This window comes from Dendronalium phyllosphericum CENA369 (assembly GCF_016056275.1).
In the GTDB taxonomy this organism is placed as follows: domain Bacteria; phylum Cyanobacteriota; class Cyanobacteriia; order Cyanobacteriales; family Nostocaceae; genus Dendronalium; species Dendronalium phyllosphericum.
In genome coordinates this window covers 22,138-41,494 of record NZ_JAECZA010000032.1, presented here as the reverse complement: position 1 = coordinate 41,494, position 19,357 = coordinate 22,138, and the positions used below count along the sequence as shown (strand labels likewise).

The following is a 19,357-nucleotide window of genomic DNA, read 5'->3' as shown; positions in this document are numbered from 1 at the left end:
GAGCAGGGGGAGCAGGGGGAGCAGGGGGAGAAATAACAACTAATTTTCTACTCAGCACTCAGCACTCAGCACTCAGCACTCAGCACTCTCCTCTCGTTCGCGGTGTTGCCCTAGACTTAAACCAAGCGCGTCTTGCCATTCGCCAAGTGCCAGATCGGCCCGGGATGTCGGCGCAGTTATTTGGATTATTGGCACAGCACAATATCAGCGTTGATATGATTATCCAATCTCAGCGTTGTCGGGTGATTGATGGTGTTCCCAGGCGCGATATTGCCTTTACAGTCTCGCGGATGGATGGGGAAAATGCCAAAGAATTGCTTACCCAAGTAGCAGCAAAATTAGGATGGGGTGAGGTTGTTTTAGATGTTGCGATCGCCAAGGTTAGTATTGTTGGTGCGGGAATGGTGGGACAACCTGGAGTTGCTGCCAAAATGTTTGAAGCTCTAGCTCAACACCAAATTAATATCCAAATGATTGCCACCTCAGAAATCAAAATTAGCTGTGTCGTAGCACAAGAGCTAGGTGTGAAAGCTTTACAAGCCATTCATGCTGCCTTTGGGCTTGCTGGTAGCGAGAAATTCGTAGTACCTGCCTAAGCGATTGTAGGATGCGGCTTACTTTTGGAGTTCACCGATTTTCTGCATTGCGCCCAGAGCGATAACATAAAAACAAAGCAATAAAAGGCGATTTTTATGGCAACCCAACTCGGTGAAGCCAAATCCTCAAAACAACTAAAAATATCTTGGGAAGCGTTACCCGATGATTTTCGACTAGAGGATGAACCAGTGGAAAATACAGGTCAGCCAATATTGGCTGGTGCTTTGCGCGAAAGCCTAGAAATCAGTGGCTTCATCCAACCCCAAATGTTGATAGCCTCGAATTTTGCTCTTTGTGCAAATTTGAACGAGCAATTTGTTGTTAAAGCACCGGACTGGGTTTATATTCCATTGGTGACTCAGGTTTTAGAAGAACGCAAAAGTTATACACCCAATTTAGATGGAAATATTCCAGCAATAGTCATGGAATTTCTTTCAGATACAGAGGGAGAAGAATATTCTTTTAAACGAACTTATCCACCTGGAAAATGGTTTTTTTACGAACAAATTCTGCAAGTTCCAATTTATGTAATTTTTGACCCAAATGGCGGATTGTTAGAGTATTACCAACTCGAAAATAGACGCTACGAGTTGCAGCAACCTGATGAAAATGGTCGGCATTGGATTGACTCAATGGGTTTATTTTTAGGAACTTGGCAAGGAACAAAAGAAGCCCGTACTGGTTACTGGTTGCGTTGGTGGGATAAGGGAGGTAATTTGTTACCTTGGGCAGTGGAACAAATTGAACAAGAACGTCAACGCGCCGAACAGGAACGTCAGCAAAAAGAACGGCTAATTGCTTATTTACAATCTCAAGGGATCGATCCAGATAATTTGCCTTAGTACAGGATAAATTTACAGCTCGGCTAGCGATCGCTTAAAGTTATAGCAAAGTGCTGAGTCACCGAAGTTTGCTCAACGGAGGGAACCCTCCGAAGTTGCTCCACTTGGGCAAAGCCCAAGACCGCACTTCTCTCCGCACGCAACTTCTCGCTGAGTAAAAACCACTTGCTTTAAGGCTTTGAGCAATCACAACTGTCCTAAAGGTTGTGGCTACGGCTATATTTCCGTCACTAATGGAATTGAAAATCAAAACATTGCTGAAAAAAACGCTGCGGAATCTCTACACTTTCTCCCCAGTGGAGATGAACGTAAGAGGCATGAAGATTCATCAGCAAATCCCATCCCTCATACCCCATATTTTCTTCACTATCGTAGCGATAAGTTTCAAATAGGGGTTGAGTTGGAATCGAGCTTAAACGAGAACGATGAAATTCATGCCCGTAAACTTTTTGACCTGCATTCACTAGCAGACTATTATGCATAGCGACTGCACGACGATAACCTAAAGTAAGACCCCCACCCATGACAGCAGATGTAGGTAATACTCCTACCATCGACCAAGATTTACTTTCAAAATCGACAATTTGCTCGCACAAATACATCAATCCTCCACACTCGGCAATTGTAGGCATTCCCGCCAGAATCGCTGTTTTGACTGCATCACGGATACTGGTGTTTTCTGCTAGTTGCTGGGCAAAAACTTCTGGAAAACCACCGCCAAAATACATTCCTTGTATATTCTGTGGTAATTCTGCATCTGTCATCGGACTCCAAAAAACTAGTTCTGCACCCAACTGTTGCAGTAAGTCGAGATTGTCTTGATAGTAAAAATTAAAAGCGCGATCGCGGGCAATTGCAATCCTGATAGAGGATGGGGAAAATGAGGAAGATTTTTCTCTAATAACTTCTTTTTTATCTTCAGATTTCAATAAAGGTAACAAGCGTTGCCAGTCGAAGCAAGTATCTCCTAAATCGGCTAGACGAGTAATTAAAGCATTCAATTGTGGTAATTCTGCTGTTGGCACTAAACCGAGATGGCGGTCGGGAATTGTAATATCATCTTGACGGCGCAGCACTCCAAGAATGGGTAATTGTAAAGCTTCTAGAGAATCTTTGAGGAGAGATAAGTGGCGATCGCTACCCACACGGTTTAATATCACTCCGGCTATCTCAATTGTAGGATCTAAAGAGCAGTAGCCGTGAGCGATCGCTGCTACAGAACCAGACAAACGACTGCAATCAATCACCAAAACCACAGGCACATTTAGCAGCCGCGCAATATGAGCTGTACTAGCAAAGTCAGTGCTAAGTAAATTCTGTTTATTTTTAATTTTTAATTCTTCATTTTTAATTTCCTTGACTCCATCAAATAGCCCCATCACTCCTTCAACTAAAGCGTATTCGCTCAATTGACTATGACGAGCAAAACATTTTTGAACGTAAGCTTCTGAAGTCAACACCGGATCTAAATTTCGACAAGCACGACCAGTAACGTGTTGATGAAACATGGGGTCGATATAGTCCGGGCCGACTTTAAAAGATTGCACCTCGCCACCGCGACGGCGTAAAGATGCTAAAAGGGTGAGTGTTACTGTTGTTTTACCCACCCCGCTACGTTCTCCAGCAATAACTAAAGCCATAAAACAGATAATACCAATTTGAAAAATGATTGCGATAGCTAAAACTTTCAATACAATTACTAGTATCTGAGTTGATAATTTCAAATCAAAAATTAGATAAAATTCTCATAAGCTTATTTAGCATTAGTCATTCAATAAATAACCTTTGTAGGATAGATATAAAACTATTTCCTATTTGAAGTTACCATGCCCTCTCCTTTACCTGGCATTAATCCTTATTTAGAAAACTCAGAAATCTGGTCAGAATTTCACAGTCTTTTAGCGTGCAAAAGCTATCTAGAAAAGATGAAGCTTGGTTGCAAAGTCTTGTTAATATTTGAACAAGATATTAACAGATTAGAAACCGTCTGTATCAAACAATTTTATGTATATTAATTACGAATTAATAATTACGAATTATTATCATTTAGTCTACGAATCAAACGAGATAGCTCACGAATAATATTCACTGCAATTTCGGGAGTTTCTTCAATTGCGTCATAAAGTTGCTCTTGTGTCAGTTCCAGAAATTCGCAAGGTTCCACAGTTGTTGCAGATGCAGAACGAGGTTGAGTATCAAATACTGCCATTTCGCCAAAGTATTTTCCTTGTTCTACCTCTGCTAGCATTTTATCTCCAATATGAACTTTAACTCGACCTGAGACGACAATATAGAGCGATCGCCCTTCTTCTCCCTGTCTAAAGATGGTGTAATTAGCTGGAAATGATAACTCATGCATCACTGAAGTCAGCCGCACAATAAAATCATCCCGCAATTCTTTAAAAATCGGAACTCGTCGGACAAATAACAAACGGTCAACACTACTGAGCATAATTAAAATATTGAAAAATTGAATATCACCGACAATCTTAAAACCGAAGTGAGAGCGCGATTAGTCATGTTAACCTATGTTCAGTGCTGAGTGCTGAGTTAGTTGTCAGTTGTCGTAGACGCGATTAATCGCGTTTGTACAAAACGTAGAGACGCGATTAATCGCGTCTGTACAAAAGTCAGTTGTTATCCTGCTCCCCCTGCTCCCCTGCTCCCCCCGCTCCTCATGTTCTGGAAATGGTGCTTTCGACTACTAATATTATTCTTGGGGCTTTGGCTGCTCTTGGATCTGCTTTCTCGCATAGGAGCAGAGATTTTTTGGTTTCAGGAAGTCGGCTATCTCCAGGTATTTCTACTTAGGGTAGTGACTTGGGGTAGTTTATGGGTAGTTGTAACTGGCATAACTGCTGTCTACCTGCTAGCAAACCTCACTTTGGCACAACGGCTGAAGTATCCTCGGTCTTTGCAGATTCAGCAAATTAAAGGTGAGGAAGTAGGATTTAGCCATGAGTTAAAAAACTTTCTTAGTCCTCAGTATTCTAGACGCGATGATGTTCGCGCACCTCGCTACAGCCAACACTTTTTAACATTAAAGTTGCGCTGGCTGTTCCCACTAGTTTTGGTCTTAAGCTTGTTATTGGCTTTAATGCTATTTCACTACGGTGAAATTGCCATATCTTATTGGCATTCTTCTGTTAGCAAAGCTAATTTACCCATTCCTGAGCGATTTCGACCAGAAATTATCTGGCAATTCTTCAAGGAAATAGGCTCTCACATTTGGTATCTCGGCTTGCTTGTGGGAATAGCGATCGCTCTATTAATTTATCCCCAATTGCTCTTAGCGATCGCAGTTTTGTTCGGTATAGGCTTGGGATTTACGTTGTCTCAACACTGGGCCAAGGTGTTGCAATATTTCCAACACGTTACCTTCAACAACTCTGAGCCGCTATTTGGTGAAGATATCAGCTTTTACGTCTTTTCCCTGCCTGTTTGGGAGCTGCTAGAACTCTGGCTGATGGGATTATTTTTGTATGGCTTTGTTGCCGTTAGCCTGACTTATCTTCTGTCGGGAGATAGTCTTAGTCAAGGAATATTTCCCGGTTTTTCACCCCAGCAACAGCGTCATTTATCCGGCTTAGGAGGATGCTTGATGCTGCTAGTAGCCTTAAGTTATTGGCTGAGTCGTTATGAATTGGTCTATTCTACCCGTGGGGTAAGTTATGGTGCTAGCTATACCGATGTCACGGCTCAGTTGCCAGCTTACAATTTATTGTGCATCTTGGCAGTAGCGATCGCTTTTTACCTACTTTGGCAAACGCTGTTTTGGCGACCTAAGTTTCAGTATCGCCAACAAGTTCTTTACGGGTTGGGGATCTATCTCATATTAGTTGTAGTGACTGGCTCTATCTTGCCGAATGCAGTGCAATATTTAATTGTCGAGCCGAATGAATTGCAACGAGAACAACCATATATTCAGCGTACTATCGCTTTGACCCGACAGGCATTCGATTTAGAGGCGATTGATGCCAGAATTTTCAATCCCCAAGGAACGCTGACTGAAGCTGATATTCAAAAAAATGACTTGACAATTCGTAATATTCGCCTTTGGGATGAGCGACCGCTGTTAGAAACTAACCGACAGCTGCAACAAATTCGACCATATTATCGGTTTCCCGATGCCGATATCGATCGCTACACTCTAGCATCAGAAATCACTGGACGCAGACCGGCTGCTCCCCCAAAGCTTGCAGTACCCGACCGCGAACCAACTAACGCCAAAGAACGGCGGCAGGTATTGATTGCTGCACGAGAATTAGACTACAGCACCGTGCCACAACAGGCTCAAACTTGGATTAACCGCCATCTAATTTATACTCATGGTTACGGTTTCACTATGAGTCCAGTTAATACAGTCGGCCCTGGGGGACTACCGAAATATTTTGTTAAAGATATTAGCGACAGTAGTAGCGCCCTAACTACTTCTAGTGAAGCCATTCGTCAAAGTATTCCTATTGGGCAACCCCGAATTTATTACGGTGAAATTACTAATAATTATGTAATGACTGGCACTTTAATTAAGGAACTAGACTATCCCAGTGGCAGTGACAATGTTTACAATACTTACGACGGTCAAGGTGGTATTACCATCGGTTCCTTGTGGCGACGGTGGCTATTTGCTATCTATTTGAAAGACTGGCAAATGCCATTAACAAGGGATTTTCTGCCTGATACCAAGATTTTATTGCGGCGGAATGTCAAACAACGAATTCAGGCGATCGCACCTTTTTTGCAATTCGACAGCGACCCCTATCTGGTGACAGCTAATGCCAACCCTGACAAGACTAATCCAGATTTTCCTAACGATCGCAACTATCTTTACTGGATGATTGATGCTTACACAACAAGCGATCGCTATCCCTACTCAGACACGGGTAACGAAGGTATAAATTATATTCGCAATTCCGTTAAGGTAGTGGTTGACGCTTACCACGGCACGGTTAATTTTTATATTGCCGATTCCAGCGACCCCATAATTGCCACTTGGTCAAGCATCTTTCCCAAATTGTTCAAACCGCTCAGTGCTATGCCCATTAGTCTCCGCAGCCATATCCGCTACCCTGTGGACTTCTTTAATATTCAGTCTGAGCGATTGATGACATACCACATGACCGACCCCCAGGTTTTTTATAACCGAGAAGACGAGTGGCAGATTCCCAACGAAATTTATGGTAGCCAAGCCCGTCCGGTAGAGCCATACTATTTAATTACTAACCTGCCTAGCGTACCTTTTGAAGAATTTATCTTACTTTTACCTTACACTCCCAAACAGCGGACTAATTTAATTGCTTGGTTAGCAGCGCGATCGGATAGCGTCAACTACGGTAAGCTGTTGCTATATATTTTTCCCAAGGAACGCTTGATTTACGGCCCAGAGCAAATCGAAGCGCTAATTAACCAAGACCCTGTAATTTCTCAACAAATTTCCTTGTGGAATCGCCAAGGATCGAGAGTAATTCAAGGCAACCTGCTAGTAATTCCGATTGAGCAATCGCTATTATATGTCGAGCCAATTTATCTAGAAGCCAGTCAAAATAGTTTGCCAACCTTAGTGCGAGTAGTTGTAGCTTACGAGAATCGGATTGTGATGACTCAAACCCTAGAACAGTCATTACAGGCAATCTTCAAATCAGAAGTAACACCAGCCCCGGCAATTATCCGTCCCGTAGAGCAGGCAGTTCCACCTGGTTAAGCTCCTGCCTCCTGCCTTTTGCCTTCTGCCTTCTATTTATCACAACCAGGGATGGCGTGGTGGATTGACGTTGTTGAGAAAGTAGTTACCCACAGCGTAGTATTTCCAACGCACGGGATCGTGTAAGGTATGCGCTCTGGCATTGCGCCAATGGCGATCGTAGTTAAATTGCTCTAAGGTCGATTTAGTACCTGCTAGTTCAAACAATTTATTAGTTGCTAGCAATGATGCTTCCGTTGCCAATGCTTTTGCTTCAGCAACTGCAATAGAAGCCTCAACTACCTTGGCTTCTTCCAAGCCGGAAGCGTTTGCCACATCAATAAACTCACCAGCACGCTTGAGCAATGCTTCGGCAGCATGAACCTGGATTTGAACTTGTCCGAGGTTATGGATAGTCAAAGGATCGTCATAACCATGTTCTAAATTACTATCAACCCAAGGACGAGTATGGTTGCGAACAAAGTCTATTGTGTCTCGTACAGCTGCTTTGGCAATTCCCACATCTACAGCAGCTTGAATAATCTGAGCGACAGCGCCCATAGGTGTGGCACGTTCAAAGGCTAGGTAATGGGGAATCACATGCTCTGGTTTGACTTTGACATTCTCAAGAATGGTTGTGCCGCTAGCGGTGGTTCGCTGTCCAAAGCTTGTCCAGTCATCAAGTAAAGTTATTCCTTGTGCGTCTCGCTCTATAAATGCAATTACCGTTTTACCTTCATCGTTAGCAGCAATTACTGGAATCCAATGCGCTAACAAAGCGCCAGCAGAATAATATTTACGCCCATTGAGAACATATTCATCGCGAGACTTTTCTAAACGCGTCCGGATATCGGTTACAGACTTAGTACCAATTTCTGAAAAGGCATTGCCAAACCTTTTACCTTGCAATACCAAATCAAAGAAAAAGTGCTTTTGTTCGTCTGTGCCATCTAGACGAATTGCCTCCACCATGTAGAGGTGATTTTGAGGAATTTGTCCGAGGCTGGAATCTGCTTCGGAGATAATTTTGATGACTTCTGCCAGAGTGGCATGAGATACAAACGCACCACCATATTCTTTGGGAACTGTAATCCCCCACAACCCACTAGCAGAAAACTTTTTCACCTCTTCATAGGGTAAACGTCGTTGTCGATCGCGCTGTGAATCTTCTTTGGCAAAATCAGCAGCCAATTCACGAGCGATCGCGATCGCTTCGGCATCATTAGCGATTACATGAGCTTTTTGTTCGGTACTAATTGTAGTCGTCATAAATTTTACCTTTACTACTTGTGTATTTACTGATTGAGAATCTTTGTAGATTCACACAGTTACTAACTCATCGGTTGTCCGACGACGTGCTTCAATTTCTCGTACTAAAGGAATGACTGAATGTCCGAATGCTGCTAAGTCGTCGCTATAGTGCAAAAAGCCGCCAAGAATTAAATCTACACCTACTTCGTAGTATTGACGAATGCGATCGGCGACTTGCTCTGCTGTACCAATCAAGCCTGTTCTAAAACCGTCGTTGTACTGTACTAAGTCTTCAAAATTGGAATTTGCCCACATTCCTTGCCGCTCGTGAGTAGAAGCTCCTGCATGTTTCACGGCCTCTCCAAATCCTTCTACAGCTTCTTTATCGGCCTGAGCAATAATCTCTCGCAACACAGCATGGGCTTCTGCTTCGGTATCTCGTACCAGAATGAAAGCATTGAGACCAAACTTCACCTTACGTCCTTCTTGACGTGCTAGAGCGGATACTTCCTGAATTTGCTCTTGTACGCCTTCGATAGTATTGCCATTCATGAAATACCAGTCGGATACACGAGATGCCATGCGCCGCGCCGCTTTGGAATTACCACCTTGGAAGATTTCTGGATGTGGATTTTGGTTAACTGGTTTCGGTTTTACCCAACCACCATTAATGCGGTAAAAGTCGCCTCTGAAGTGGAAATCATCTTTTGTCCACATGCCTTTCAACACGCGGATAAATTCTTCTGAACGACGATAGCGTTCATCATGATCTAACCAGGGTTCGCCATAAATCGTGAATTCGCCTTTGAACCAGCCGCTGACAACATTTAAGCAGAAGCGACCTTGAGAAATAAAATCAATTGTCGAACCCATTTTGGCAACTACACCAGGATGCCATAGGCCTGGATGAACGGCAGCAATCAATTTCAGCCGCTCGGTTAGTGGTGCTAAAGCTGCTACTGTCGAGAGCGCTTCTAACTGATATTCTGCACCGTAGCTGGCAATAAACCGAGCTTGAGCTAAAGCATAGTCAAAACCCACTTGCTCGGCTGTTTGAGCTAGCTTTGCGTTGTAATCAAAAGTCCAATCTGTACGTTGGGGAATTTTACTAACTACCAATCCCCCACTCACATTAGGAACCCAATACGCAAACTTAATATCTATGAACTTACACCTTTATAGTGTTAAAAACTGATTATTTATCAAACTTTGCTGTTAGTAACAACAACTAAAATTTGCAGAAAAAATTGCATACAGAAATTTGATTGCATGGTGCGAACCAAACAATTTTTAACTATTTTCTATTTACTACTATATACCGAGCGATTTACCGTATTTTGTTAGCTTTACGGTATCATGAGTTATTCCTGAAAGCAAGTTTTGTAGTTATAGCCGTAGTTATGCAGGTTAGGACAGCAAAGATAGTAATTCAAGCGATTAGAAATCGCGGCTACACAAAATCAATACCTATAAAATCCCCCCTGTTCCCTTCATTGACGATAAGATGCCGGAGGTAAAGCGCCAGGAGGTGGCTGATTGATTACTGCCCAAAACAATCCCACACCTTTGATGGCATCAACAAACTGATGGTAATCTACAGGCTTGACAACATAAGCATTAACGCCTAATTCATAACATCGAACTAAGTCTGGCTCCTCACGAGAAGATGTGAGTACCACAATCGGAATTAATCGCATTTTTTGGTCAGATTTGATTTGCGCCAGGACTTCTAATCCATCGATTTTAGGTAATTTTAAATCAAGCAACACTACAACAGGATTCCCCTCCATCCGCAATCGAAACAGCCCTCGACGATAAAGATAATCCAGCGCTTCCTCGCCATCACGTACTACTACTACTTCATTCGCAAGATGGTTTTCCGATAAAGCAGCCAGTATTAACTCTGCATCGTTGGTACTGTCTTCAATCAGTAGAATTCGCTTGAGTTCTTTCATTCACTTTCCTTTTTGGACAGCTTAGGGAGTGAGAAGTAGAAGGTGGCTCCATTGCCAACTATACCCTCTGCCCAAACTCGGCCGTTATGTCGAGAAATAATGCGTTGTACGTTGGCTAACCCTACACCCGTACCTTCAAATTGTGATTCGTTATGTAAGCGTTGAAATACACCAAACAATTTATGCACATACTGCATACTAAAGCCAACACCGTTATCTCGCACAAAAAATACAACTTCGTCTTCATTATTAGTACTACCAATGGTGACTTCTGCAAAGGTGCGAGTCTGGGTATATTTAACAGCATTATCTATCAAGTTGCGAAGGACTAGCCTGAGCATGGAAGGGTCGCCTTGCACTTGGGGCAGTGGCTCAATGTGCAAATAAATTGTGCGTCCTTTGGTTTGTGTTATTAAATCGCGTTGCACTTCTTGCACCAATTGCTGCATATCTAAATTGATATAACGCATCTCAGTGCGCCCCATACGAGAAAATGTCAGTAACTCATCGATTAGTATGCCTGCTTGTTTTGCAGTTGTTGCGATCGTTTTTAAATAACGCTGACTCGTTTCATCTAAACTCGTTGAATTCAACCGCTTTTGCAGTAATTCTACAAATCCGGCTATATGGCGAAATGGGGCGCGCAAGTCATGAGACACCGAATAAGAAAAGGATTCTAGTTCCTTGTTAGCGGCTTCTAGTTGGGCAGTGCGTTCTTTAATTCGTTGCTCCAAGCTTTCATTGAGTTGGCGAATTTCGGCTTCTGCTTGCTTGCGCTCAGTGATGTCTTCATTCATCCCAATCATCCGAAAAGGTTGATTGTTACTGTCGCAAAAAACTTGGGCTTTGGCAGCCAGCCAGCGCCCACTACCATCAGGCAAAATAATCCGAAATTCAGTATCCAAATTGGTGCAACTAGCGACTGCTTGTAATAAATCTTGCTGGGCTTGTTCGATATCGTCAGGATGCACTATCTGTAGCCAATTGCGGTACTCGTCAGCGAAGCTTGCAGCTGGTAAGCCATACAAAGTCTCTTCTTCAGACCAAAAGACTTGATTTGTTTGAATATTCCATTCAAATGTACCTAGTTTGGCAGCTTGAGAAGCGAGTTTTAAACGTTCCTCGCTACTGCGGAGCGCTGACTCTGCTCGCACGAGGTTGTCGATATCTGCGATCGCGCCAATCCATTGAATCGTTCTGCTATCTTTTTTGACAGGTAAGGCACGCGCCCAAAAATAACGGTAAGTCCCATCTTTTGACCGCAGACGATATCGGCTCTCCCAGAAGTGTCCTTGCTGTACTGTTTCTAACCAACTAGCAGCAACCTGCTGGCGATCGCCTGGGTGAACTGCCTCTACCCATTCCCAATCTAGAGATGTCTCTGGTATAAGTCCTGTGTAAGCATACCACTTTGGATTTAAATACTCATAGCCTCCCTCAGAGGTGGCAATAAACAAAATATCGGGAACGGTTTCAGCTAAGACGCGAAACCGCTCTTCACTTTGCTGCAAAGCTTCCTCAACGAGTTTGGGTTCGCTAATATCGTTGACTAAGACTACAAATCCTTCAACAGTTCCCAGGCTATCGAGTTGAGGAACGTATGTAGCCCTAATGTAGCGCGTTCCACCATCTTTATAAGCTGCCTGAGTTTCAAAAGTAACTTGCTTTCCTGTTAATACCTGTTGTACGTAGGGACGAATCGCTTCATAAACAGATTCACCCAAAGCCTCCCACAGATACTTGCCATAAATTTCTGTTGCCGAACGTCCAAACCATACTTCATACGCTCGGTTGCAAAAGCGATAACGTTGTTCTGAATCCACAAAAGAGATTAAAACTGGCAATGCGTTGGCAATCGAACTCAGTTCTATTTCTGCGTTGGCGCGGACGTTAGCGATCGCATTTGCGAGATGATTGGCAACCAAAATTAAAAAGTCTTGGTACTTGGAATCAAACTGACGACAAGGGCTAATCCCCACAATCAGAAATCCTCTTAACCCAGATTTACCAGCTTGAAAAAGCGGCATCACTAAAGCCGCAGCTGGCGATATATTCCATACACCACCCGGCAATGTCCCGAAACGAGTTGCTAAATCATTTACAATTTCTACTTGCTTGGTCTGGCTAACTCGTGCCATACACCATGTTTCCATATCCTGAGTCAAGTCCACTGATGTAGGACTAGCAGCAGTTTCTCTATCTATTCCTGCGGTTTTGATTAGTCGTGCTTTGCCATCAGCTTCTATCAAGTACAGCAAGGCAAACGGGAGATCGTGGGGATTTCTGGATAGCGTATCGATGCTGACGCGGCAGGCTTCTTCAATGGTCTTTACCTCGGCAGTATTGCTAGCTAATTCTCCCAAAGTTAGCAGGCGGCGCTCTCCTAAAACTTGCTCTGTGGTTTGCGTGACTGTTGTAAATACTCCAGCGATCGCTCCCATCTCATCATAAATGGGGCTATAAGAAAAACTGAAGTAGCATTCCTCAACATCGCCATAGCGATCGAGCAAAAGTAGCTGATTATCTAACTGTGTTGCTTGACCTGTATGCAAGACACCTTCTAATATTAGTTGCATCGCGTCCCAGATTTCCGACCAACATTCCTGGGCTGGCTGTCCCATTGCTTGGGGATGCTTTCTTCCCAATATCAAACGATAGGCATCGTTATATAACTGAACTAAATCTGTACCCCAGAAAAGGGCGATCGGTAAGGGAGATGTGAGGCAAATACTGAGAGAGTTTCGTAAACTAGGCGACCAAGTTTTGACAGAGCCGAGCGGTGTGGCAGCCCAATTGATGCTCTGGATGAGCTTTCCCATTTCACCACCTCTAGTAAAGAAGTTGTGAGAAATTGCTGCCTTAACTCCGGTCATCTAACTCTCGACTTTGTTTGGGGAAAATAATCAATAAAAAACTGATTCTTGTGATGCCGATTGCAATTTCGGAATCTAATTTATCTTAAAAATTGCAATACTTTTCTCAGATTTTCTTGATTTCATTAGATTTATTTCATTATCCTCCATTCGTTAGACTCAATTTATCTTTACCATTTTGCTGTTTGAGCAGCAAATAACTGTTTGAAAGAAAATTGATACAGAGGTGACTTCATGGAATGGCAAGTAGTATGCCATTGGGTGACTGGAAAACACAAGCAGCAATTATCTCGGATGATTTGGGTAGGATGGGTAGCGATCGCATTTAATTTAACTGGGTGCGAACGAGTAATTGAGTATTTACCTCCCTTACCAGACATTCAACTACCATCAAATAACCCCTCACAGCCCCCTGTTCTTCCTCAATCGGCTCAAATTACTCAAATGGAGACAGCAGTGCGCCAAGGCATCAACCAAGTGCGCCAAAAAAACAAACTACAGCCCTTACAAAATAATCAAAAACTAGCGCAGGTAGCCCGTAAATACAGCCGACTGATGGCGCAAAAAAACTTCTTTAGCCACACTGGTGCTGATGGTAGCACCTTGCGAGATCGAGTCAGTGCTGGTGGTATCTCCTATTGGATGGTAGGAGAAAACTTGTTCAAAAGTCAGAACATTTCTCAACCCGTGCCAGTTGCGATTGAAGGTTGGATGCAAAGTCCTGGACACCGGGAAAATATTCTGCGTCCTGTGTTTAAAGAAACAGGTATAGGCGTGTGGCGAGTTGGCAACAAATATTACATTACGCAGTTATTTTTGCGGCGTTAACCCGACAACTTTATCAATAGACATCTGGTGAAATGATGTAAGTAAGGGCGAACGACCGTTCGCCCCTACTAAGGGTTTCGGGCAATACAGAGTTGATTTTCACTCCTATGTTAATAAAAATACAGCCAGAAATTAAGCTGATTTCAATTGAATAACACCTTTATCAAACACGCGTTTATCAGTACCGATCGCGTTAACTTCTATTCTATCTGGATACACTTCATACACTGCAAAACCTAACTTCTCAGCAGAGTACTCCGTCCAATCTGAATGTTTTACAGGACGAGTACCCGCACCACTACCAGTAATTAAATAAGTCGTACCGTTAATCGAGCGAGTGCGTTCGTAATGGTGTTCGTGACCGTTGATATATAGTTGAACGCCATATTTTTGAAACAAAGGAGTAAAAGTTTTAATAAACTCTGGATTACTTCCATAGATACCAGAAGCATAAACTGGATGATGGCCAAACACTACTTTCCAACGAGCTTGACTGCGACTTAATTCTTGCTCTAACCAAACTAGCTGGTTTTTCCAATCAGCATTACCATTAGTATCTAAAGCGAAAAATTGCACGCGATCGCGTTTAAATGTATAGTAACGTCCCTTCATATTAAAGCCAGTATAGCGGACTTGGGGATTGCCGTTGTCAGTCCGAATATCGTGATTGCCCAAACAAGCTTGAAATTTCACACCTTGCTTGAGCAAAGCTTGATAAGGACGCTCAAACACTGCATTAATTTTCTCAATTTCGCCGTTATTGTAAATATTATCTCCAGCTAAAACCACTAAATCATAGGGATTTTGCTTGTGATAAAAATTCATCGCCTCAGCTACAGCATACTGTCCCTTAGCTCCAGTTCCTGTATCAGCAACAGACACAAAACGTAACAGCAAGTCTTTTTTAGCTGGGTTGGCGGCGATCGCGGAATCAGTCATACTAGCAATTTGACTGTGTTGGCGAGTCAATGCCCAACCGAAAAATCCTGCACCAATGGCGCTGAGGCTACCCAAAAACAAAAATTGACGGCGTTTTAAGTTCATAACTCACTAAATTCAAGTTTTGCAGACTAGGCACTGGTAACTGAGAATTGAGTCGGGTGAAAAGGCATTAAACAAAGTACTTTCCCCTTTTCACCAAGCCCCTTCGGGGCGGGGGTAGGGTGAAGGGTGTAGGGGAAGAATTAGCCCCGAAGTAAGGTTTAAAGCCTCGATGCCACTTGCTATATGCCAGTAAACCCGTCCATCGCAGTGGTTCCCCCTTGTGGGTGGCTTAATTTCCATACTCCCTACACCCCACACCCTATCCCCTACACCCTGTTCATTGCTTTTGCCAGTACCAATCTAGTCAGTTTAGCCGAAGCAAATAGCAATGAGATGATACATTAAGGCTGTAAAGACAGTAACCATCATCATTTAGTGTTATTCGTCTTTGATTCGCTGCTTTTGGTGAAAGTTCCATGTCACAAGACAATCAGAATTCACAACCGCCTTCGTCCCCTGAACCCGAAGCGAATCAACCTCGCCGAAAACCTCCTGTGAAAGTCCAACCTTTTTGGAAGTCTCAAATTATCCAACTTCTCAGAGGAACAATCGGGGTTTTAGAAACAACCGTAGAGAAACTGGAAACAGAACCCGCACCCGGTACTGAGGAAAGCGCTGGTTTGTTGCAGCAGCTTCAGTCGGGGTGGAGTGGACTGTTAGCCAAAATTCGCTCTTTATTACCAGCAAATTTGTCCGCCAAGTTTTCGGATACAGCTTTGACAGGAATTATCGCTGGAATTGCTGTAATTCTAGTTTGGACAACTACGACTGTGTTTAGTAGTAAGCCTGCTGAAATAGCAACAGTTCCCCCAGTTGAGGAGGTTCCCACACCAACACCAACGGTAACTATTACACCATCAGCAACACCAGAACCACAGCCACCAGAGGAAATTACGCCGCCAATAGCAGAAGTAACTCCGCCACCCCTACCAGAACCAACACCAGAACCAACACCAGAAATAACACCAACGCCAACACCAACACCAACTATAGAATTGACACCAGAACAAACCTTGATTGCGGCGATCGAAAATCAAGTGGCAGAAATTAGCGATCGCTTTGCCTCTGGTTTGATACAGTCAATTCAAGCCAACTTCCGCACCAGCAATCTGACTGTCAAAATTAACAATGATTGGTATAATCTCGAACAATCTCAACAGGACAAACTAGCAAGCGAAATATTACGACGTTCTCAAGAACTCGATTTTACCCATTTAGAAATTATCGACTCTCAAGATAGACTAATTGCTCGTAACCCAGTTGTCGGCACTGAGATAGTTATTTTTAAGCGACAAACTAAAGCTTAAAAACCTGAATTTAATCATCTACAACTTTTGTAGTGGCGCGACCGGACTAAAATTTAGTGCATAAAAAATAACAGCAATTTTCTTTGGTTTATTAATGTATTATTTGAGTCCGATCGCGCCAGTACGCACACTTCCTGCCTGACAATCTCGCAACCAAGTTTTAATTCCTTGGGCAATATTGCCGTTGCTGCTATCTCGTGGGGGCGATGCTGGTTGTTGTACTGGATAAGAATCAGTTTGCGTAAACATCATCACCAAACGCCAACCATTCTTAGTTTTTGTCAGCAACAGCCAGTGAAATTCTTGTAATTCTACAGCTTTTTGATTGATATACTGCCGTTCTAAAGTAGTAAAAAAAACTTGTTCTACTCCTGTGGTTGCACTTTTTTGCCTGTCTGTGGTGTATCCTTCTGGGTTAAGGGGCAAAGGCTGAAACTCAGGTCTTCCTGCCAGCAGCACATAGCTATAAACATCACTGCTTCTGCTGAGACGACGGGCACGTTGACTAGCACGGTTAGCGTAACTAGGTAAATCGCGCAACATTTGAGTAGTTAATGCTTCTAAAGTTTGCTCGGAACAAGAATTCATCCTCTTTGCCTGTAAAGAGGGGATGAAGTTTTGCGAGAATGCGGAGTTATCAACGCTGGCTATGACAAACCAGAAACTGCAAGCTAGAATCCATAAACGGTAATTTTTATTTCTGACTAGCTTGAAAATGGAGAGTAGGGAGTAAAGAGTAGAGAGTGGAGAACAAACCTTTTTCATACCACTGTGGTTAATTCTTCAGAAATCCTCTTCCAGGCTAAGTCAGGTTCGGCAGCAGCAGTAATCGGACGACCAATCACTAAGTAATCTGCACCAGCTTGGATAGCTTGCGCTGGAGTGAGCGATCGCTTTTGATCTACTTTATCGGCCCAAGTTGGTCGCACTCCCGGACAAACTAGCAGAAAATCATCTCCACAAGTTTGCCGCAACTGTACTACCTCTTGGGGCGAACAAACTGCCCCATCCAAGCCGATTTCTTGAGCCATCAGTGCCATTTCTAGGATATATTCTGGCAACTCTAAGGGGATTTTTAAATCAAAAGCGAGTTGTCTAGAAGAAATACTTGTCAGCAAGGTAACTGCAATTAACTTGGGCGGTTCTACACCTGTTTGTGCTGCGCCTACCTGCACCGCCTCCGTGGCAGCTTTTAACGCATCTCTACCAGCAGTAGCATGAATTGTCAGTAAATCCACCCCATACCTAGCCGCAGCCCGACAAGCACCAGCAACAGTGTTAGGGATGTCATGAAACTTTAAATCTAGAAAAATGCGTTTTTGCCGCGACTTGAGTAATTCTATAATTGTGGGGCCAGAACTGGTAAACAATTCTAAACCGACTTTCCAGAAATTGACTTGCGGCAGTTTATCTACAAGAGCGATCGCACTTTCCACATCTGGCACATCTAAGGCCACAATAATTTTGTCAGTTGTCATTAGTCAGTTGTCAGTTGTTAGTTGTCATAGAGACGCGACGCCAGTCGCTACAACGGGGGGAACCCCCGCAACGCGCTGGCTCATTAATCGCGTCTGTACAAGAGGCAGAAGTCGCAAGTCGCAAGTTATTCTCCCTCACTCCCTCATCTCCCTCATCCCCCTCATCTCCTTCTACTCAAGGTACAAGTCGGACAAACTTATTTTTACCAACTTGCAGAACTCGCCCTTGTAATTCACTAGGCTGCTGAAAAGTGGTATCGACATCGGTGATGCGATCGCCATCTAAGCGCACCCCACCCTCTTGAATTTTTCGTCTGCCTTCCCCAGTACTTTTACACAAACCACTAGCACCGAGAATATAAGCTAACTTGGCGGGAAATTGTGACACGCCAGCTAAGGAAAATTCTGGTAATGCCCCTTCTTTACCGCCAGTTTTCGCAGCTTCTTTGGCTTCATTAGCTGCTTGTTCGCCGTGGTATTGCCTGACTACTTCCCATGCTAAAAGAGTTTGGCGATCGCGGGGATTTTCTGGCAGTTTGTCCAAAGGTAAATCAGTCAAGAGTTCAAAATACTGTTCTAGTTGATTATCTGGAACTCCTTGTAACTTCTGATATTTTTGGGCGGGGTGTTCTGACAGCCCGATATAATTACCTAAAGACTTGGACATTTTTTGTACGCCATCTGTACCAATCAAAATTGGCAGTAGCAATCCAAATTGCGGCTTTTGCCCAAAATGACGTTGTAAATCTCGTCCGACAGCAAGGTTAAATTTTTGGTCGGTTCCCCCTAATTCTACATCTGCCTCAACTGCAACAGAATCATAACCTTGCATCAATGGATATAGGAACTCATGGAGAAAAATTGGATTCTCTTTTTTATAACGTTCAGCAAATCCCTCTTTGGCTAGCATCTGTCCCACCGTCATGGTAGAGAGTAACTCCACAACTTTCCCTAAATCCAGCCCGGAAAGCCATTCAGAGTTATAACGCACTTCTAACCTTCCTGGTGTGTCAAAATCCAAGATAGGACGCACTTGATCGAGGTAAGTTTGAGCATTCTGCGCTACCTCTGCTTCTGTAAGCTGGCGACGCACCTCAGATTTACCCGTTGGATCGCCAATGCGAGCCGTAAAATCCCCAATAATGAGTACTGCTGTATGACCAGCATCTTGAAATCCTCGCAGTTTTCGTACTGGTATGCTATGACCAAGATGAATATCAGAACCGGTAGGGTCAATTCCCAATTTGATCCTTAAAGGTCGGTTTGTAGTTTGTAAGCGTTTCTCTAGACTTTCACTGTCAGCATCAGTTGGTTGCGGGAAAATTTCTACTATCCCTCGATGCAGCCAAGAAAATTGCGTCATACTAGTAGATTCGTTATTAACTACGTTTTTGAGGTTAGAAGTTAGGTTGGTTATATTCACTGGCAACTTGTCCGTTCTCTCATCTGCCAAACTAATATAATTGCAAAAAATTAACCAACATACTTCATTCAATGAATTA

Annotated in this window: 16 protein-coding genes; 6 read left to right on the top strand and 10 right to left on the bottom strand. The window is 43.3% G+C overall.

The window, feature by feature from the left end; translation table 11 throughout:
- Both I8752_RS10510 and I8752_RS10505 read left to right on the top strand, forming a co-directional pair.
- On the top strand, positions 1-596 hold a 596-nt coding region (locus tag I8752_RS10510; protein ID WP_225895580.1), incomplete at its 5' end, for an ACT domain-containing protein.
- 96 nt (positions 597-692) lie between these two features.
- On the top strand, positions 693-1,439 hold the full coding sequence (locus I8752_RS10505) for a Uma2 family endonuclease (protein ID WP_214432256.1): 747 nt from the start codon (positions 693-695) through the stop codon (positions 1,437-1,439).
- Positions 1,440-1,669: 230 nt separating this feature from the next.
- Here the strand turns inward: I8752_RS10505 and I8752_RS10500 are convergent, their stop codons facing one another.
- A complete protein-coding gene (locus I8752_RS10500) occupies positions 1,670-3,079 on the bottom strand; it encodes a cobyrinate a,c-diamide synthase (protein WP_214432255.1) in 1,410 nt (469 codons plus the stop codon).
- Positions 3,080-3,265: 186 nt separating this feature from the next.
- Here I8752_RS10500 and I8752_RS37275 point away from each other — a divergent pair, with 186 nt between their 5' ends.
- Positions 3,266-3,454: a DUF4058 family protein gene (locus I8752_RS37275; protein ID WP_225895579.1), complete on the top strand. Its 189-nt coding sequence runs from the start codon at positions 3,266-3,268 to the stop codon at positions 3,452-3,454.
- A gap of 14 nt (positions 3,455-3,468) precedes the next feature.
- Here the strand turns inward: I8752_RS37275 and I8752_RS10490 are convergent, their stop codons facing one another.
- Positions 3,469-3,891 (bottom strand): cyclic nucleotide-binding domain-containing protein, encoded by a 423-nt coding sequence (locus tag I8752_RS10490; RefSeq protein ID WP_214432254.1) that lies wholly within the window; start codon positions 3,889-3,891, stop codon positions 3,469-3,471.
- Positions 3,892-4,116: 225 nt separating this feature from the next.
- Between I8752_RS10490 and I8752_RS10485 the strand changes: the two genes are divergently transcribed.
- Positions 4,117-7,140: a UPF0182 family protein gene (locus tag I8752_RS10485; RefSeq protein WP_214432253.1), complete on the top strand. Its 3,024-nt coding sequence runs from the start codon at positions 4,117-4,119 to the stop codon at positions 7,138-7,140.
- Between the two features lie 39 nt (positions 7,141-7,179).
- Here I8752_RS10485 and I8752_RS10480 read toward each other — a convergent pair whose 3' ends face one another.
- The 4 genes from I8752_RS10480 to I8752_RS10465 form a co-directional block, all read right to left on the bottom strand.
- Entirely contained in the window at positions 7,180-8,388 is a 1,209-nt protein-coding gene (locus I8752_RS10480) for an SfnB family sulfur acquisition oxidoreductase (protein WP_214432252.1), read from the bottom strand.
- A 51-nt stretch (positions 8,389-8,439) separates the two neighbouring features.
- Positions 8,440-9,528, bottom strand: coding sequence for a dimethylsulfone monooxygenase SfnG (gene sfnG / locus I8752_RS10475; RefSeq protein WP_318780833.1), 1,089 nt, complete (start codon positions 9,526-9,528; stop codon positions 8,440-8,442).
- A 332-nt stretch (positions 9,529-9,860) separates the two neighbouring features.
- Positions 9,861-10,325, bottom strand: coding sequence for a response regulator (locus I8752_RS10470; RefSeq protein ID WP_214432251.1), 465 nt, complete (start codon positions 10,323-10,325; stop codon positions 9,861-9,863).
- Entirely contained in the window at positions 10,322-13,198 is a 2,877-nt protein-coding gene (locus I8752_RS10465; protein ID WP_214432250.1) for a PAS domain-containing protein, read from the bottom strand. Before I8752_RS10465 ends, I8752_RS10470 begins: the two co-directional genes overlap by 4 nt.
- 234 nt (positions 13,199-13,432) lie before the next feature.
- Here I8752_RS10465 and I8752_RS10460 point away from each other — a divergent pair, with 234 nt between their 5' ends.
- Positions 13,433-14,026 carry a CAP domain-containing protein gene (locus I8752_RS10460; RefSeq protein WP_214432249.1) on the top strand — a complete coding sequence of 198 codons (594 nt, stop codon included), beginning with the start codon at positions 13,433-13,435 and terminating at the stop codon, positions 14,024-14,026.
- Positions 14,027-14,158: 132 nt separating this feature from the next.
- Here the strand turns inward: I8752_RS10460 and I8752_RS10455 are convergent, their stop codons facing one another.
- Complete coding sequence (locus tag I8752_RS10455) at positions 14,159-15,070, bottom strand: metallophosphoesterase family protein (protein WP_214432248.1); 912 nt, start codon at positions 15,068-15,070, stop codon at positions 14,159-14,161.
- A 416-nt stretch (positions 15,071-15,486) separates the two neighbouring features.
- On the opposite strand from I8752_RS10455, the gene I8752_RS10450 reads away from it, so the two are divergent.
- Entirely contained in the window at positions 15,487-16,377 is an 891-nt protein-coding gene (locus I8752_RS10450; protein WP_214432247.1) for a hypothetical protein, read from the top strand.
- A 99-nt stretch (positions 16,378-16,476) separates the two neighbouring features.
- Here I8752_RS10450 and I8752_RS10445 read toward each other — a convergent pair whose 3' ends face one another.
- From I8752_RS10445 to tyrS, 3 genes are all read right to left on the bottom strand, one after another.
- Positions 16,477-16,965 carry a hypothetical protein gene (locus I8752_RS10445; RefSeq protein WP_318780832.1) on the bottom strand — a complete coding sequence of 163 codons (489 nt, stop codon included), beginning with the start codon at positions 16,963-16,965 and terminating at the stop codon, positions 16,477-16,479.
- Between the two features lie 173 nt (positions 16,966-17,138).
- Positions 17,139-17,855 (bottom strand): orotidine-5'-phosphate decarboxylase, encoded by a 717-nt coding sequence (gene pyrF / locus I8752_RS10440; RefSeq protein WP_214432245.1) that lies wholly within the window; start codon positions 17,853-17,855, stop codon positions 17,139-17,141.
- 175 nt (positions 17,856-18,030) lie between these two features.
- On the bottom strand, positions 18,031-19,278 hold the full coding sequence (gene tyrS, locus I8752_RS10435) for a tyrosine--tRNA ligase (protein WP_214432244.1): 1,248 nt from the start codon (positions 19,276-19,278) through the stop codon (positions 18,031-18,033).
- Positions 19,279-19,357: the final 79 nt, after the last annotated feature.

Bases quoted from the DNA above. Each gene is read 5' to 3' on its own strand.
- I8752_RS10505 (WP_214432256.1), top strand. From the start codon at position 693: ATGGCAACCCAACTCGGTGAAGCCAAATCCTCAAAACAACTAAAAATA.
- I8752_RS10500 (WP_214432255.1), bottom strand. From the start codon at position 3,079: ATGGCTTTAGTTATTGCTGGAGAACGTAGCGGGGTGGGTAAAACAACA.
- I8752_RS37275 (WP_225895579.1), top strand. From the start codon at position 3,266: ATGCCCTCTCCTTTACCTGGCATTAATCCTTATTTAGAAAACTCAGAA.
- I8752_RS10490 (WP_214432254.1), bottom strand. From the start codon at position 3,891: ATGCTCAGTAGTGTTGACCGTTTGTTATTTGTCCGACGAGTTCCGATT.
- I8752_RS10485 (WP_214432253.1), top strand. From the start codon at position 4,117: ATGTTCTGGAAATGGTGCTTTCGACTACTAATATTATTCTTGGGGCTT.
- I8752_RS10480 (WP_214432252.1), bottom strand. From the start codon at position 8,388: ATGACGACTACAATTAGTACCGAACAAAAAGCTCATGTAATCGCTAAT.
- I8752_RS10470 (WP_214432251.1), bottom strand. From the start codon at position 10,325: ATGAAAGAACTCAAGCGAATTCTACTGATTGAAGACAGTACCAACGAT.
- I8752_RS10465 (WP_214432250.1), bottom strand. From the start codon at position 13,198: ATGACCGGAGTTAAGGCAGCAATTTCTCACAACTTCTTTACTAGAGGT.
- I8752_RS10460 (WP_214432249.1), top strand. From the start codon at position 13,433: ATGGAATGGCAAGTAGTATGCCATTGGGTGACTGGAAAACACAAGCAG.
- I8752_RS10455 (WP_214432248.1), bottom strand. From the start codon at position 15,070: ATGAACTTAAAACGCCGTCAATTTTTGTTTTTGGGTAGCCTCAGCGCC.
- I8752_RS10450 (WP_214432247.1), top strand. From the start codon at position 15,487: ATGTCACAAGACAATCAGAATTCACAACCGCCTTCGTCCCCTGAACCC.
- I8752_RS10445 (WP_318780832.1), bottom strand. From the start codon at position 16,965: ATGAATTCTTGTTCCGAGCAAACTTTAGAAGCATTAACTACTCAAATG.
- pyrF (WP_214432245.1), bottom strand. From the start codon at position 17,855: ATGACAACTGACAAAATTATTGTGGCCTTAGATGTGCCAGATGTGGAA.